The sequence below is a fragment of the Chryseobacterium lactis genome, assembly GCF_003815875.1.
Classification (GTDB): domain Bacteria; phylum Bacteroidota; class Bacteroidia; order Flavobacteriales; family Weeksellaceae; genus Chryseobacterium; species Chryseobacterium lactis.
Genome location: NZ_CP033924.1, coordinates 3348506 through 3362862, shown reverse-complemented (window position 1 = coordinate 3362862; position 14357 = coordinate 3348506). Strand labels below are relative to the sequence as shown.

Sequence of the window (14357 nt, the reverse complement as noted above, 5' to 3'; positions counted from 1 at the left end):
ATGCGTCTAATATTTACTTTTCTTTTTATCACGGCCTCATGTATGCAGGCTCAGGATTCTGCCAAACAAAAATCAACTTTTGAAATAAAACCGGCCGTCGGAGCAACTGGGACTCCGATAAAACCTACTCTATCAGTTATGGTTCTCCATTCGCTTGATCATAGATTTTCAATAGCTTCACATTCAATGCTAAGCTTTTTGTTATTCGAAAATACGCCGGACTATATCACAACCAATTATAATTATTCATTATCACAAAAATTTGGCGTAGGGTATTCACTCTATGGAAAAAGGAGAAAAGCACGCCATAGCTTATTTGTGTTGGGAGGCATCAGACATATCACCTTTAAAGAAACCATGGAAAATCCTGATCTGGATAAAATAACAGTGAGTACCCGCAGTACAGTCGCGGATTATGGCCTGATGTATGAATTTTCATTGGGTAAAAAAAGATATACATTTGATACAAGAATTTACTGTCCATTAAGCCCTATTCAATATTATCCACAAGGAACTTTAACGAATCTCGTGTATCTTGAAATGGGAATAGGCATTAAATTATATTAATAAAAAGCAGATCAATGACAACCTCCTGATCAGAGATTCGTTTATCAAAAAAAAATTATTACAGCCTTTTATTTACTACTTTTACTTTTTGATTTGTTATAATAATGGCAACAGGCTGGCAACTTATTTACGTAGCTGGAATTTCAATTTCGCTTTTTCTTTTCATCATGTTGATCAGTAAGCGGAAGAAAACCGGTGCAGACAAAATTTTGAGCATTTGGTTTTTTTTCGCCTTAGTGCATTTGATCTTTATTGCATGGTACGCTTCAGGATTGGCATATAAAACTCCGGTACTCGTAGGATGGGAATTACCGTTACCGTTCCTTCATGGTCCTTTTTTATACCTGTATATTTTATTTTTAAGTGGGCAGCAGCGTTACAGAAGGTTTTATCTGCTTCATTTTATTCCAGCTATTTTGGTGGCATTTATATTGGCTTTTGTACTCCCTGAAGTACACTCGAGTACCTCAGCATTATCAGCTTTCACCCCTCTATTTCATGGGATGGTTACCTGTATTATGATTTCAGGTGTTGTGTATGTAATCCTTTCACTAATCCTGCTTAACAGACATCAACGGAATATTGTGGGGCAATTTTCCAACACAGATAAAATTACACTTAACTGGATGCGATATCTTATTTCGGGAATGGGTGTAATTTGGATCGTTGTGATTTTTACCCAATCGGCACAAGCTCTGTATGTTGCAGTTGCATTATTTATCTTCTTTATCGGATATTTCGGAATCCGACAGACAGGAATTTTTTCAGATATATTATCACCACACGAAGTATTCCTTCCTACAATTCTTGAAACATCTGTTCAATCGGAAGAACCTGATCATATTGCAGCATCTGCGGACCGCATTAAGTATGAAAAAACAAAAGTGGATGAAGATAAGGCTTCTGAAATCCAAGCCCAACTGGTGGTTTTAATGGAAGAACAGGAATCTTATAAGGATCCTGAACTCACTTTAGGAGATCTGGCCGGAATGCTGAACATTCCGCCGGGAACTCTTTCACAGGTCATCAATTCAAAAGAAGGCAAAAACTTTTATGACTATATCAATACTTTCAGGATAGAAGCTTTCAAACAATTACTATCAAAACCCGAAAGCCGGCAATATACCCTGTTGTCACTGGCCTTTGAGTGTGGATTTAATTCTAAAACCAGTTTTAACCGGAATTTTAAAAAAATCACGGGTATATCTCCGAGTGTTTATGCCAAGAATATTACCATTGATATATCATCCGGAGAATAGCCAGATAGTTTAACATCTTTGTAAGAGTTTAAAATCCAGGTTGAATACCATACTGTATCGCATCTTCAAGAATTTCAATATTGATCTCTTTCAATGCTTTAAATTTGATGCAATATCCGGTTACGGTTGCCTTACCTATTCTTTTTCCATAAGTTTGAGGCAGATAATTTTTATCGCTGATTCCCATAATATATACTGAAATTCCGGTTGTATTGGCACTGATCCCGATACGGTAGAATTCTTTGGTTGTGCCGTCAGCATATTTTATGAGGTACGAGCCGTATCCTATATTAGAATTGGAAACCAATTTACCTTGCTCGTTTTTACCATCCAGAAACCATAATTTACATGAGGGTAGAATTTGTAATATGCGCTCATGAAGTCCCTGCATATCATTACGTTTGGGCTCTGGTTGGGCGATAATGTAGTTTTCTATTTGTTGCCGGATATTCATACCACTTTCTTTTATTTATGTTTTCCAAACAACCATTTCGGTATTTCTTCTGTTAATAAAAAAGGAATAACAATATTATTGTGATTGAGATGATTGAAAGTCGTGAAAATCACATTAGGATCTAACGAAAGTTTGTTGAATAGCTCAACACTTCCGACGTAAGGATTTTCTTGATCCTTTGCACCATGAATCAACCAGATATTTTTCTTATTTACTTTCTCAAGATGGGAAAGATCCGGAACGGCTGCCACAGAAACTTCGGCAGCAAAAGTATCAGGTTGAAGACTCATCAAGTTCTGCGCTGTTGAAGCTCCCATTGAATATCCTATTAAATAAATTCTATTCTTATCAATATTTGGATATTCCTTTTCTACATTTTTTATTAAATCCAATACTGCAACAGCTTCATCTGATGGTTTTGAAATCAGTATATTTTCAGCATTATTCTCATAATTGGAAGAACGTTTACTGAATTGTGGTGCTATAACATAGCATTCATATTTGCTGTAAATATCATCTCTTAACCAGATTTTAGCAAACGGTTCGAGTTGATTTTCGTTATCCGTTCCGATTCTGGTTGAATTATGAAACGTAATAACCAATGGAAATTTTTTAGTCTTTACATTATTTTTTGGAGTTAAAAGCCTGTAAGGGATTTGTAAATTATCTTTTGAGAATATCTTTTTCAGGAAAGGCTCAGTATTAAGACTATTTACTATTTTCCGGTTGTTGACAAACATTAAGGTATCAACTTTGTCATCGCGGAATTCTTTTTTCTGGGCAAAAGCTGAATTTGTACTGAAAATTAAGATCAATAATAAAATATAAATTTTCATAGGATTATTAGGTTTAAACAAAAATGAAATATACTACTTAAGACCGAAAATATCATATTATTTATTTCCAAACCAATACTCCCATTTTTCCTGATCAATTCCAAACTTTCCCTGCCACCATCTGGCAGGATAGCCGACATCATCATTTCTTATCGGTCTCTGCTCTCTGTCCGGATAGGTAGCGTACTGATCGGCATATCCAAAATGTTGGTCATCATGTAAAATTCCAATGACTCCTAAAATCTCCAGCACTCCTTGCCGCTCTTCATCATTGGATTTGAAAGTTTTAGAGATTTTCTTTTTAAGTTTAGATATTCTATCGTCAGATTCTGCCGTTTCAATTATTTTTTTTAGTTCATCCAGGATTTCGCGGTCATTTTCGTTTGGTTTAACAGCAGAAAGCTCCGGGAATTGTTCGAGATCAAACAAGACCTGGATCAGATTATCAAAGCAAGCTCCGTCTTTATATTTAAAATAATTGATGGTATTGAATTCAACCGGCTGTTCAAATTCATAAGTGTGAAGTCCACAAACGGCACAAATTCCTTCATTAGGCTTCGGACTTGCAGCAAAGCTATGTTCCGGTAACGATTTTCCAATACAATAACTTGACAAAAAAGAACGGTATTCTAATTGTCTTTTGGTTAAACTATAAAGAAATGCATTCACAACGTCTTGCTTATCAATCCTTGCAACAGCTATTTTAATTCTTCTGCAAATTTCGTCGTGACTGACATTTTCTTGATCATACATTACCGAATGTTTCTTTGCATATTCAAAATCTTCTTTGGAAATATATTGTATGTAGGTATCCCAGTAAAACCAGTCGCTTAAACTTTCTGTTTGGGCCTTTTTTATTGTTTCAAGTAAAATTTGTATTGCTTTTTTGTCCATCTGTTAAAAAAGTTATTACGTTTCAAACATTATGTGTTTAATACAAATTTATCAAATAAACTGTAAAAAACTTACGAAGCTACACATTTGAATTATCCTAAAGTTGCTTTGCAAAGTATAAAACCTAACAGGTTTTAAAAACCTGTTAGGTTTAAATATTCCACAAAATAAAAAACGCACCCTAAAAAATAAGGTGCGTTGTAAAAAATATTTTAATCCGAAATTACATCGTCTCCATTTTGAAGCTCATGCTTTCGATTACTTTCAGAATGGCTTCTACCGTATCCATCGAAGTTAAACAAGGAACACCGTTTTCCACACTCATTCTTCTGATCTGGAATCCGTCTCTTTCAGCTTGCTTCCCTTTTGTAGTGGTATTGACTACATACTGAACTTTTCCTTTCTGGATCAGGTCGATAAGGTTTACACTTTCTTCGCCGATTTTGTATCCTATTTTACAAGGAATTCCTTTTTGTTCGAAGAATTTTGCAGTTCCTTCCGTCGCCCAGATTCTGAATCCTACTTCATGGAATCTTGCTGCCAGATCAGCTGCTTCTTCCTTATGCTTGTCTGCTACAGTAAACAGGATAGAACCATGCATCGGAACTTTTCTTCCTGCTGCAACCAATCCTTTATAAAGTGCCTTTTCAAGTGTTGTATCTTTCCCCATAACCTCTCCTGTAGACTTCATTTCTGGTCCTAGAGAGATATCCACTTTCGTTAGTTTTGAGAAAGAGAACACAGGAACTTTTACAAAAACGCCTTCTTTATTTGGTACTAAACCATCTTTATATCCAAGATCTTTCAGTTTTTGTCCTAAAATTGCTTTTGTAGCAAGGTTCGCCATCGGAACTTCTGTGATTTTAGATAAGAAAGGAACCGTTCTTGAAGAACGTGGGTTTACTTCGATCACATAAACATTTCCTTCAAAAAGAACGTACTGGATATTCATCAATCCGATCACCTTCAATCCTTTTGCCAGTCTTTTTGTATAATCTACTAAAGTATCGATTTCGCTTTGTGAAATATTCTGTGGTGGATACACTGCGATAGAGTCTCCGGAGTGAACTCCCGCTCTTTCGATGTGTTCCATAATTCCTGGAATTACTACTGTTTCACCATCACAGATTGCATCAACTTCAATTTCCTTTCCAACCATGTATTTGTCAACCAAAACAGGATGTTCAGGGCTCGCATCTACCGCATTTTCCATATAATGGGCCAGTTCTGCTTCTGCATATACAATTTCCATTGCTCTACCTCCAAGAACGTAGCTTGGACGAACCAATACCGGGTAACCGATTTCGTTCGCAATTTTTATAGCTTCTTCTTTCGAAGTGGAAGTTCTTCCGTTTGGCTGAGGAATTCCCATCTCCTGAAGTGCTTTTTCGAATTTATCTCTGTTTTCAGCTCTGTCAAGATCTTCCAGCGAAGTTCCTAAGATCTGTACTCCGTGAGAAGCTAATTTATCTGCAAGGTTGATCGCTGTCTGTCCTCCGAACTGTACAACTACTCCTTTAGGTTTTTCAAGCTCGATGATGTTCATTACATCTTCTTCCGTTAATGGCTCGAAGTATAGTTTATCAGAGATTGAGAAGTCTGTAGAAACTGTTTCAGGGTTATTGTTGATGATAATTGCTTCGTAACCCATTTCTTTGATCGCCCAAACCGAGTGAACTGTCGCGTAGTCAAATTCAACTCCCTGACCGATTCTGATAGGTCCTGAGCCCAGTACAATGATCTTTTCTTTGTCTGAAACAACACTTTCGTTTTCTTCTTCGTAAGTTCCGTAGAAGTAAGGGGTTTCAGATTCAAACTCAGCGGCACACGTGTCTACCATTTTGTAAACCGGCATTATTCCGTTTTCTTTTCTGAAGTTGAAAACTTCACGCTCTTTTACATCCCAAAGGACCGCGATATTGATATCTGCAAAACCTAATCTCTTAGCCTCGATTAATGTTTCTTTATCGAATTTATTTTCAGCGATAATTTTTTCGAAGTCTACTAATTTTTTTAGTTTCCAGATGAAGAACTTATCAATTTTGCTCCATTCTACGATTTGTTCCCAGTCGTATCCTCTTCTTAAAGCATCTCCTATGATGAATAATCTCTCATCATCACAAACTCTGATTCTTCTTTCGATTTCTTCAGCAGTAAGTGCCTGAGCTTGTTTTGTCTTTAATCCTAAATGCTTGATTCCTGTTTCCAGTGAACGGATTGCTTTTTGTAAAGATTCTTCAAGGTTTCTTCCGATCGCCATTACTTCACCAGTCGCTTTCATCTGTGTAGAAAGTCTTCTGTCTGCAGTTTCGAATTTATCGAATGGGAATCTTGGGAATTTCGTTACTACATAGTCAAGAGCCGGCTCAAAACATGCGTATGTTTTTCCAGTTACCGGATTCATAATTTCATCCAGCGTCAATCCTACAGCGATTTTCGCAGCGATTTTTGCAATCGGGTATCCTGTCGCCTTACTTGCTAGTGCTGATGATCGGGAAACTCTAGGGTTTACCTCGATGATATAGTATTCGAATGAATGTGGGTCTAATGCCAACTGTACGTTACATCCACCTTCAATTCCTAATGCTCTGATGATTTTTAAAGAAGCATTTCTCAACAATTGATACTCTCTGTCTGAAAGTGTCTGAGAAGGCGCTACTACGATTGAATCTCCTGTGTGAACTCCAACCGGATCTATGTTTTCCATGTTACAAACCACAATGGCGTTGTCGTTTGCATCACGCATTACTTCGTATTCAATCTCTTTGAAACCTGCGATTGATTTTTCGATAAGACATTGTGTAACAGGGCTGTATTTTAACCCAAGTTCAGCAATTTCTTTTAATTCAACCTCATTAGAAGCGATACCACCTCCGGTACCTCCCATCGTAAAGGCAGGACGAACGATCACAGGATATCCGATATTCTCAGCGAAAGAAAGCGCTCCTTCCACCGTATTTACGATATCAGATTCAGGAACAGGTTCGTTCAATTCTCTCATCAACTCACGGAAAAGATCTCTGTCTTCAGCTCTGTTGATTGCAGAAAGTGTTGTACCTAATACCTCCACTTTGCATTCTTCAAGAATTCCTGATTTTTCCAACTCAACTGCCATATTCAATCCTGTCTGCCCTCCCAAGGTTGGTAATAATGCATCGGGACGCTCTTTTCTGATGATGTGGCTTACAAACTGTAATGAAATCGGCTCGATATATACTTTATCTGCGATTTCTACATCCGTCATAATTGTTGCAGGGTTTGAGTTGATCAAAATTACCTTGTAGCCTTCTTCTTTCAAAGACAGACAAGCCTGCGTTCCTGCGTAGTCAAATTCAGCTGCCTGACCAATGATGATAGGTCCTGAACCGATTACTAAAATTGTTTTTATATCTGTACGTTTTGCCATTTTTCTTTTTAATTAGAGTTAAGAATCAAGAGTCAAGATCCTAAACTTTGTAGTTTTTACTTTATCAGACCTATATTGTATTTTGTCATTCCGTAGGAATCTAACCTGTTATTGTTGAGATTCTTCACTCCGCTGTCGCTTTGTTCAGAATGACAAAAAGCCGTCTTATTTATTTTTAAAGTCCTCCATTAATTGAATGAACTCATCAAACAAATAGTTTGCATCTTCAGGACCCGGGCTTGCTTCAGGGTGATACTGAACAGAGAAACAAGGGTGAATTTTATGTTTCAGACCTTCGTTGGTTCTGTCATTCAAAGCGATATGCGTTTCGATAAGGTCTGTTCCCTTCAAACTTTCCTGGTCTACTGCATATCCATGGTTTTGCGAAGTGATAGCCACTGTGTTTTTCTCTAAGTCCAGTACCGGATGGTTTCCTCCTCTGTGTCCGAATTTCAATTTGAAAGTCTTTGCTCCACAAGCCAGACCAATCAACTGGTGTCCTAAACAGATTCCGAAGATCGGAACTTTTCCTAATAATCCACGGATCATATCTAAAGCGTGTGGTACATCTTCAGGGTCACCAGGTCCATTTGAAAGCATGATTCCATCAGGATTCATCAACAGGATTTCTTCAGCCGTCGTATCATGAGATACTACGATGATATCACAATTTCTCTGTGACAACTCTCTGATGATTCCCAATTTTGCTCCAAAATCTACCAAAACTACTTTAAAGCCTCTGTTTGGGTTCGCGTAAGGTGTTTTTGTAGACACCTCTTCAACCTGGTTAGTTGGGAAATTGGTTGACTTCAATTCTGAAGCTACAGCATTCTCATCAGCATCAGCGTTTACGATTTTTCCCTTTACAACTCCGGAGTTACGAAGAATTCTTGTCAGTCTTCTCGTATCGATTCCTGAAATTCCTGAAAGGTTTTTCTTTTTAAATAATTCATCTAAAGTAATCTGAGTACGGAAGTTGGAAGGAAGATCGCAAAGTTCTTTTACGATAAGCCCTTTAATTGCCGGCTCAATACTTTCATAATCATCACGGTTAATACCATAATTCCCGATAAGCGGATAGGTCATACAAACTATCTGGCCACAATATGATGGGTCAGAAATCAATTCCTGATACCCTGTCATTCCGGTATTGAAAACTACTTCACCTGCAGTTTCCAATTCTGCTCCGAAACCTTCTCCATGAAACACTTCACCGGACTCCAGTATTAATTTTTTCTTCATTTTTTCTATTTAGATTTTCTTTTTTATTAACAGGTCGCCTCTACGAGGCTCTTTTTTTATTATTCCCAAGGGTTTCACCCATGGTTATTAATAGGTCGCCCCTTCGGGGCTTATATAATCTTTGAGGGTTGTATACCTCATGGCTATTATCAGGTCGCTCCTACGGAGCTCACTACCTTTTAACTTGGCTCTTATTTAAAGGCGAATCCTTTTTCTTCCAGCGCTTCTTTCAGAATGGCCATTCTTGCGAAGACTCCGTTTTGCATTTGCTTGAAGACTCTTGATCTTTCGCATTCCACCAGATCAGAATCTATTTCCACTCCTCTGTTGATCGGTGCCGGGTGCATGATGATTGCTTCTTTTTTCATTGCTTTCTCTCTTTCTTTGGTCAGGCCATATCTTTTATGGTATTCCGAAGCGGTAAAGCTCATGGCAGAATCGTGTCTTTCGTGCTGGATTCTTAATAACATCAGGACATCTACTTCAGCGGTCAATTCATCTACCGAAAGATAGGTTCCGTTGATTAAAGCTCCTTCATCAAACCATTGTTCGGGTCCTGAGAAGTATACTTTAGCGCCTAATCTTCTTAATGCCTCTGCATTTGAATTGGCAACACGACTGTGCTTTACATCTCCTACAATTCCTACTTTTAACCCTTCAAACTTTCCAAACTCCTGATAGATCGTCAGTAAATCCAGCATACATTGTGAAGGATGATTTCCTGTTCCGTCTCCTCCATTGATTACAGGAATCGTTATATTTTTTAGTTCTTCAAAATATCTGTCCTTTTTGTCACGGATCACTACCAGGTTTACTCCTATACTTTCGATAGTCTTCACTGTATCATAAAGACTTTCTCCTTTATTTACCGAACTGTGTGATGCATCAAAAGGAACTACCTGAAGTCCCAGTTTTCTTTCTGCAAGATCAAAACTTGTCTTTGTTCTTGTGCTGTCTTCGAAGAAAAGGTTTGAGCAAAAAACTTCTCCTTCAATTTTAGCAGTTTTTCCGTTTGCAAAAGCTAATGCTTCTGTCAGTATACTGTTGATTCTCTCGGTGCTTAGTTCTGTAATCGTAAACATAATTCTTATTTTTGGGCATAAAAAAAGCGAAGACAACAATCTTCGCTAATAACAATAAATATCGTAAAGGGCGCTTTCGCCTGGTAAATCTAATGATATAAATGCTTTTTTATTCATTAGGTGCAAAGATACAAAAATTTTATGAACCTCCAAAAACAAAGTTTGAAATAAATTAAAAACGTCAGTATTTCCTTATTCTCATTTAAAATTAATATTTTTGTTACCATTCAAATCAGTTCTATGGATTTAAAAGACAAAATGATTCTCAGCATTATTCAGGAAGACTCTACATTATCAGTTAAGGAAATATCCGAAAAGATAGGTCTTACCTTCACTCCTACGTATGAAAGGATCAAACAATTGGAGAAACAGGGAATTATTGAGAAGTATGTAGGGCTTTTAAACCGTGAAAAACTGGGTTTGAATATTATTGTTTACTGTAATGTTCGTCTGAAAGAACAATCCAAAAAAGTATTGGAGACTTTTGAGAAAAACATTTCCAAATACGATGAAGTTCAGGAAATAACCAGCCTTTCGGGCGAATATGATTATATGTTGAAAATTATCGCAAAGGATATTAATTCCTATAATGAATTTGCTGTAAGCGTAATTTCCAATCTTCCTAATATCGGACAATACCACAGTTCTATTGTGCTTCATGAGGTTAAAAAATCTACTAAATTCAAAATTGATCTGGAGTAATCTTTTTATTTTAAACTAGTAAGAATCGTTAAGCTATTAGGGATAGCTAAGAAAATTCGCAAGCGAATTACAACGAAATTTTTGTTATAAAACACAAAGACGTAAAAGAACGTACTAAACTTATGCTTTAAGGCGCAAAGGTTTTATCTCCGAGAAAATTTTGGTCAGTATATTCAATCTCAATTTTCAACGATACTCAATCGTTTCAGAAATCAATCATCAAAGTCAAAGAGCGGAATAAAATCAAACCATTAAGATCACTTAAGCCGTTAAGATTTTTTAAGATTAAGGATTTACAAACGAATGCAAGGCAGTAGCTAAAAGTATTTTAAAGACTTCGCAACTTCAGCCTAAGTGTTTTATTATCTTAATGGTTTTAATTTTAACCCAATAATTTATTCTTCAGTTTATTGAACTGGTATTCTATTTTATCCAGGCAAAGGTTTCCTATACTTCCCTGGTGTGAATGATTCAAAGCGCCCGGCTCGAATTCAAATTCATTGTTTTCAATCTCCTGTCCTACTTTTACATATGCATCACGGAAAGAACTTCCGTTTTTCACTTCCTCATTGATCTTCTCTACACTAAACAGATACTTATACTTTTCGTCTTCAAGAATTCCGTCTTTTACCTGGATATTAGGTAAAGTATAGCTTAAGATTTCCAGACATTCCTTTAACGAATCAATAGCAGGGAAGAGAATTTCCTTGGTCAGTTGTACGTCTCTGTGATATCCTGACGGAAGGTTATTTGTAAGCAAAATAAGCTCATTCGGAAGCGACTGTATTCTGTTGCATCGCGCACGAACCAATTCAAAAATATCAGGATTTTTCTTGTGTGGCATGATGCTACTTCCCGTTGTAAACTCTTTTGGAAAACTGATGAAATCAAAATTTTGATTTAAATACAGACAAACATCGTACGCAAATTTGCCAAGTGTTCCAGCTAAAGTTGCCATGGCCATTGCCAGTAACTTCTCGGACTTTCCACGAGTCATCTGAGCATAGACCGAGTTATAATTCATCGACTGAAATCCTAAGTTGTACGTTGTACTCTCACGATTGATCGGAAAAGATGAACCATAGCCTGCTGCTGATCCCAAAGGATTTTTATTAATGATATTTTTTGTTGAAAACAGCATTTCCACATCATCCAACAAAGCTTCTGCATAGGCTCCGAACCACAATCCGAAAGAGGAAGGCATTGCAATCTGCAAATGCGTATATCCCGGAAGCAGAACATTTTTATGCTGATCTGCCAGTTGAATTAAAATCTGGAAAAACTCATCCGTTAATGCCGTTATTTCACGGATTTCATCCAATAAATACAGTTTAATATCCAATAGAACCTGATCATTTCTTGATCTTGCGGTATGAATTTTCTTTCCTGTATCTCCTAATTCTTCAATCAAGATCGCTTCTACCTGAGAATGGATATCCTCAGCTTCTTTATCAATTTCAAAACTTCCGTTTTCAATTTTTTCTAAAATAATATGTAAAACAGACAGCATCTGGTCTGATTCTTCATTTGAGATAATCCCGCTTTCTGCCAGCATTTTACAATGGGCCATTGAGCCTTTTACATCGTATTTTGCCAGACGCTCATCAAAATCAAGGTCTTTCCCGACCGTGAATTGAGTTACTAATATATTGGTGGCAAGGTCGTCCTTCTGCCATATCTTTTTCATATATAATCTTTTTTAACAGCCATCTTTAATTGCAGTTTTCATTTACCGAAAAATTGCGTTTATGGCGATTTTATAATAATTTGATTTAAAATAACCGATTGGTTTTGACATGCCCAGCAAAGCATTCCTTATTACTATTAACTATAAAAAAACATTTCCTTAGTAAAGCTTTCATTTCTAATTTTCTTTTTGCATAAATCCTTATTAAAAACTTAAACTTTGTGCCTGCTGAGCAAGGTCAAAACATATCTTAACCGGAAGTCTGAATTTGGATTTCAGAATAAATTACAACCTGCAATAAGTTTCTTTCGTCCTTCTTCCCGCTTCCATCTGTTATAACACTTTTTCTAAAATCCGGATATAGATTTCAATTCCTTCTTCTATTTCATTAATATAGATGAATTCATCCGCAGTATGAGAGCGCCTGCTATCTCCGGGACCCATTTTCACCGATGTACATGGAATGATTGCCTGGTCCGAAGAAGTCGGCGAACCATAGGTTGTCCTCCCTATTTCAAGTCCGGCCTTTACAAACGGGTGATCCATTTCAATTTTTGAAGAATTCAATCGGAAAGACCTTGCAGTAAGTGAAGATTCCATTTGTGACTGAATAATTTCAAAAGCCTCTTTATTGGAATATTCATCGGTTACCCTGACATCCAGTGTAAAATTGCATGACTCAGGCACCACATTATGCTGTACTCCAGCATGGATTCCTGATAAAGTAATTTTAACCTCACCCAGATATTCTGAGACCTTTGGAAATTTAAAGTTTAAAATATTCTGCAGATCCTGCATACATTTTACAATCGAGTTATCATTGTTAGGATGAGCGGCGTGAGAAGGAGTTCCTTTCATCTCTCCATCAATCACCAAAAGTCCTTTTTCTGCAATCGCCAGATTCATCTGCGTAGGTTCCCCAACAATAGCGAGTTCTATATTAGGCAGCTGAGGAAACAGAGTTTCAATTCCATCAAATCCTGAGATCTCTTCCTCAGCTGTCAACGCAATAACTAAATTATATTTTAAATCTTCTTTATCATAAAAATGTAAAAAAACCTGTGCCATAGACACGAGAGACGCTCCTGCATCATTACTTCCCAATCCATACAGCTTTCCGTCCTTCTCAATCGGTACAAACGGATCCAATGTGTAGGCTTTATTCGGCTTTACCGTATCATGGTGGGTATTCAACAAAACAGAAGGTTTGAACACATCAAAGTTTTTATTAACTGCCCAGATATTGTTTTTAAAACGCTTGGTTGGGATCTGATGTTTCTTAAAAAAGTTTTCAATTTCTACCGACGTATTGAATTCATCTTTACTGAATGAAGGAATTTCAATCAGATTTTTAAGCAATCCGATCGCATTATTTAATAATTCCTCTTTATTATAAACAGATTTCAGTTCCTGCATGATGATTCTCTATATGGTTTTTTAATTCGGTTTCTTTAATCAGAAACACCTTATTTACATTATTTTTAATCGCTCCCAGCGCATTTTCTAATTTGGGTAAAATCCCTTTGTGAAGTTTACCTTCCTCCTTCAGCACTGTAAATTCTTGTTCTGAAACACTTTTAATGACAGATTTTGGGTCGTTTACATCTTCCAGCACCCCTTCTTTATCAAAACAATACAACAATTCAACTTCATATTTTTCCGATAAAGCCTGTGCCATCACAGAAGCAATGGTATCCGCGTTGGTATTGAAAAGGTTTCCTTTTCTGTCGTGGGTAATGGCAGAAAACACAGGAATAAGATCAAGTTTGATTAGTTTTGAAAGCAATTTCCTGTTGACACTTTTCTTATTGATATCTCCCACAAATCCGAAATCAATTTCAGGATGCTCTCTTTTTTTAGCTTTAATCAAATTTCCATCTGCCCCTGAAAAGCCTATTGCATTACATTTTTTCTGCTGTAGCTTTTCAACAATATTTTTATTGATACCTCCTGCATATACCATCGTTACAATATCCAGTGTTTCCTTATCCGTAATCCTCCTTCCATTAATCATTTTCTGCTCAATACCGAGTTTATCAGCTAATATTGTAGCTAACTTTCCACCACCATGAACAAGAATCTTCTTTTCCTGAATTTCAGAAAACTGATCTAAAAACTGATCCAGCAACCGCTCATCATCAATGAGTGCTCCACCTATTTTTATGATGTATATTTTCTGTTTCATTTTTATTCTACATTTAGAATTGATAGGAATAGATTCCTACCTT

The 14357-nt window shown here is 36.7% G+C and carries 12 protein-coding genes; 3 read left to right on the top strand and 9 right to left on the bottom strand.

Annotated elements, in window-relative coordinates; genetic code table 11:
* Together EG342_RS14880 and EG342_RS14875 are read left to right on the top strand one after the other, a co-directional pair.
* The gene (locus EG342_RS14880) at nucleotides 1–567 is read left to right on the top strand and encodes a hypothetical protein (protein ID WP_123868105.1); all 567 of its coding nucleotides are present in this window, start codon (nucleotides 1–3) and stop codon (nucleotides 565–567) included.
* A gap of 104 nt (nucleotides 568–671) precedes the next feature.
* The gene (locus EG342_RS14875) at nucleotides 672–1826 is read left to right on the top strand and encodes an AraC family transcriptional regulator (protein WP_103293395.1); all 1155 of its coding nucleotides are present in this window, start codon (nucleotides 672–674) and stop codon (nucleotides 1824–1826) included.
* Between the two features lie 28 nt (nucleotides 1827–1854).
* Here EG342_RS14875 and EG342_RS14870 read toward each other — a convergent pair whose 3' ends face one another.
* The 6 genes from EG342_RS14870 to EG342_RS14845 form a co-directional block, all read right to left on the bottom strand.
* Nucleotides 1855–2280 carry a DUF1801 domain-containing protein gene (locus EG342_RS14870; protein ID WP_103293396.1) on the bottom strand — a complete coding sequence of 142 codons (426 nt, stop codon included), beginning with the start codon at nucleotides 2278–2280 and terminating at the stop codon, nucleotides 1855–1857.
* A gap of 11 nt (nucleotides 2281–2291) precedes the next feature.
* Nucleotides 2292–3116, bottom strand: a complete 825-nt coding sequence (locus tag EG342_RS14865) for a carboxylesterase family protein (RefSeq protein WP_221408185.1) — start codon at nucleotides 3114–3116, stop codon at nucleotides 2292–2294.
* A gap of 57 nt (nucleotides 3117–3173) precedes the next feature.
* On the bottom strand, nucleotides 3174–4010 hold the full coding sequence (locus EG342_RS14860) for a hypothetical protein (RefSeq protein WP_103293397.1): 837 nt from the start codon (nucleotides 4008–4010) through the stop codon (nucleotides 3174–3176).
* A gap of 223 nt (nucleotides 4011–4233) precedes the next feature.
* Entirely contained in the window at nucleotides 4234–7416 is a 3183-nt protein-coding gene (gene carB, locus EG342_RS14855) for a carbamoyl-phosphate synthase large subunit (RefSeq protein ID WP_103293398.1), read from the bottom strand.
* 165 nt (nucleotides 7417–7581) lie between these two features.
* Nucleotides 7582–8658, bottom strand: a complete 1077-nt coding sequence (locus EG342_RS14850; protein ID WP_103293399.1) for a carbamoyl phosphate synthase small subunit — start codon at nucleotides 8656–8658, stop codon at nucleotides 7582–7584.
* A 191-nt stretch (nucleotides 8659–8849) separates the two neighbouring features.
* Nucleotides 8850–9740: an aspartate carbamoyltransferase catalytic subunit gene (locus EG342_RS14845; RefSeq protein ID WP_103293400.1), complete on the bottom strand. Its 891-nt coding sequence runs from the start codon at nucleotides 9738–9740 to the stop codon at nucleotides 8850–8852.
* A 240-nt stretch (nucleotides 9741–9980) separates the two neighbouring features.
* Between EG342_RS14845 and EG342_RS14840 the strand changes: the two genes are divergently transcribed.
* On the top strand, nucleotides 9981–10442 hold the full coding sequence (locus EG342_RS14840; RefSeq protein WP_103293401.1) for an Lrp/AsnC family transcriptional regulator: 462 nt from the start codon (nucleotides 9981–9983) through the stop codon (nucleotides 10440–10442).
* 382 nt (nucleotides 10443–10824) lie between these two features.
* Here EG342_RS14840 and argH read toward each other — a convergent pair whose 3' ends face one another.
* The 3 genes from argH to argB all read right to left on the bottom strand — a co-directional run bounded on the left by argH (nucleotide 10825) and on the right by argB (nucleotide 14314).
* Nucleotides 10825–12129: an argininosuccinate lyase gene (gene argH / locus EG342_RS14835; protein WP_103293402.1), complete on the bottom strand. Its 1305-nt coding sequence runs from the start codon at nucleotides 12127–12129 to the stop codon at nucleotides 10825–10827.
* A 333-nt stretch (nucleotides 12130–12462) separates the two neighbouring features.
* Nucleotides 12463–13545, bottom strand: a complete 1083-nt coding sequence (locus EG342_RS14830; protein ID WP_103293403.1) for a M20 family metallo-hydrolase — start codon at nucleotides 13543–13545, stop codon at nucleotides 12463–12465.
* Entirely contained in the window at nucleotides 13520–14314 is a 795-nt protein-coding gene (gene argB, locus EG342_RS14825; protein ID WP_103293404.1) for an acetylglutamate kinase, read from the bottom strand. Before argB ends, EG342_RS14830 begins: the two co-directional genes overlap by 26 nt.
* Nucleotides 14315–14357: the final 43 nt, after the last annotated feature.

Bases quoted from the DNA above. Each gene is read 5' to 3' on its own strand.
- EG342_RS14850 (WP_103293399.1), bottom strand. From the start codon at position 8,658: ATGAAGAAAAAATTAATACTGGAGTCCGGTGAAGTGTTTCATGGAGAA.
- EG342_RS14860 (WP_103293397.1), bottom strand. From the start codon at position 4,010: ATGGACAAAAAAGCAATACAAATTTTACTTGAAACAATAAAAAAGGCC.
- EG342_RS14840 (WP_103293401.1), top strand. From the start codon at position 9,981: ATGGATTTAAAAGACAAAATGATTCTCAGCATTATTCAGGAAGACTCT.
- EG342_RS14830 (WP_103293403.1), bottom strand. From the start codon at position 13,545: ATGCAGGAACTGAAATCTGTTTATAATAAAGAGGAATTATTAAATAAT.
- EG342_RS14880 (WP_123868105.1), top strand. From the start codon at position 1: ATGCGTCTAATATTTACTTTTCTTTTTATCACGGCCTCATGTATGCAG.
- EG342_RS14845 (WP_103293400.1), bottom strand. From the start codon at position 9,740: ATGTTTACGATTACAGAACTAAGCACCGAGAGAATCAACAGTATACTG.
- argB (WP_103293404.1), bottom strand. From the start codon at position 14,314: ATGAAACAGAAAATATACATCATAAAAATAGGTGGAGCACTCATTGAT.
- EG342_RS14870 (WP_103293396.1), bottom strand. From the start codon at position 2,280: ATGAATATCCGGCAACAAATAGAAAACTACATTATCGCCCAACCAGAG.
- argH (WP_103293402.1), bottom strand. From the start codon at position 12,129: ATGAAAAAGATATGGCAGAAGGACGACCTTGCCACCAATATATTAGTA.
- EG342_RS14865 (WP_221408185.1), bottom strand. From the start codon at position 3,116: ATGAAAATTTATATTTTATTATTGATCTTAATTTTCAGTACAAATTCA.
- carB (WP_103293398.1), bottom strand. From the start codon at position 7,416: ATGGCAAAACGTACAGATATAAAAACAATTTTAGTAATCGGTTCAGGA.
- EG342_RS14875 (WP_103293395.1), top strand. From the start codon at position 672: ATGGCAACAGGCTGGCAACTTATTTACGTAGCTGGAATTTCAATTTCG.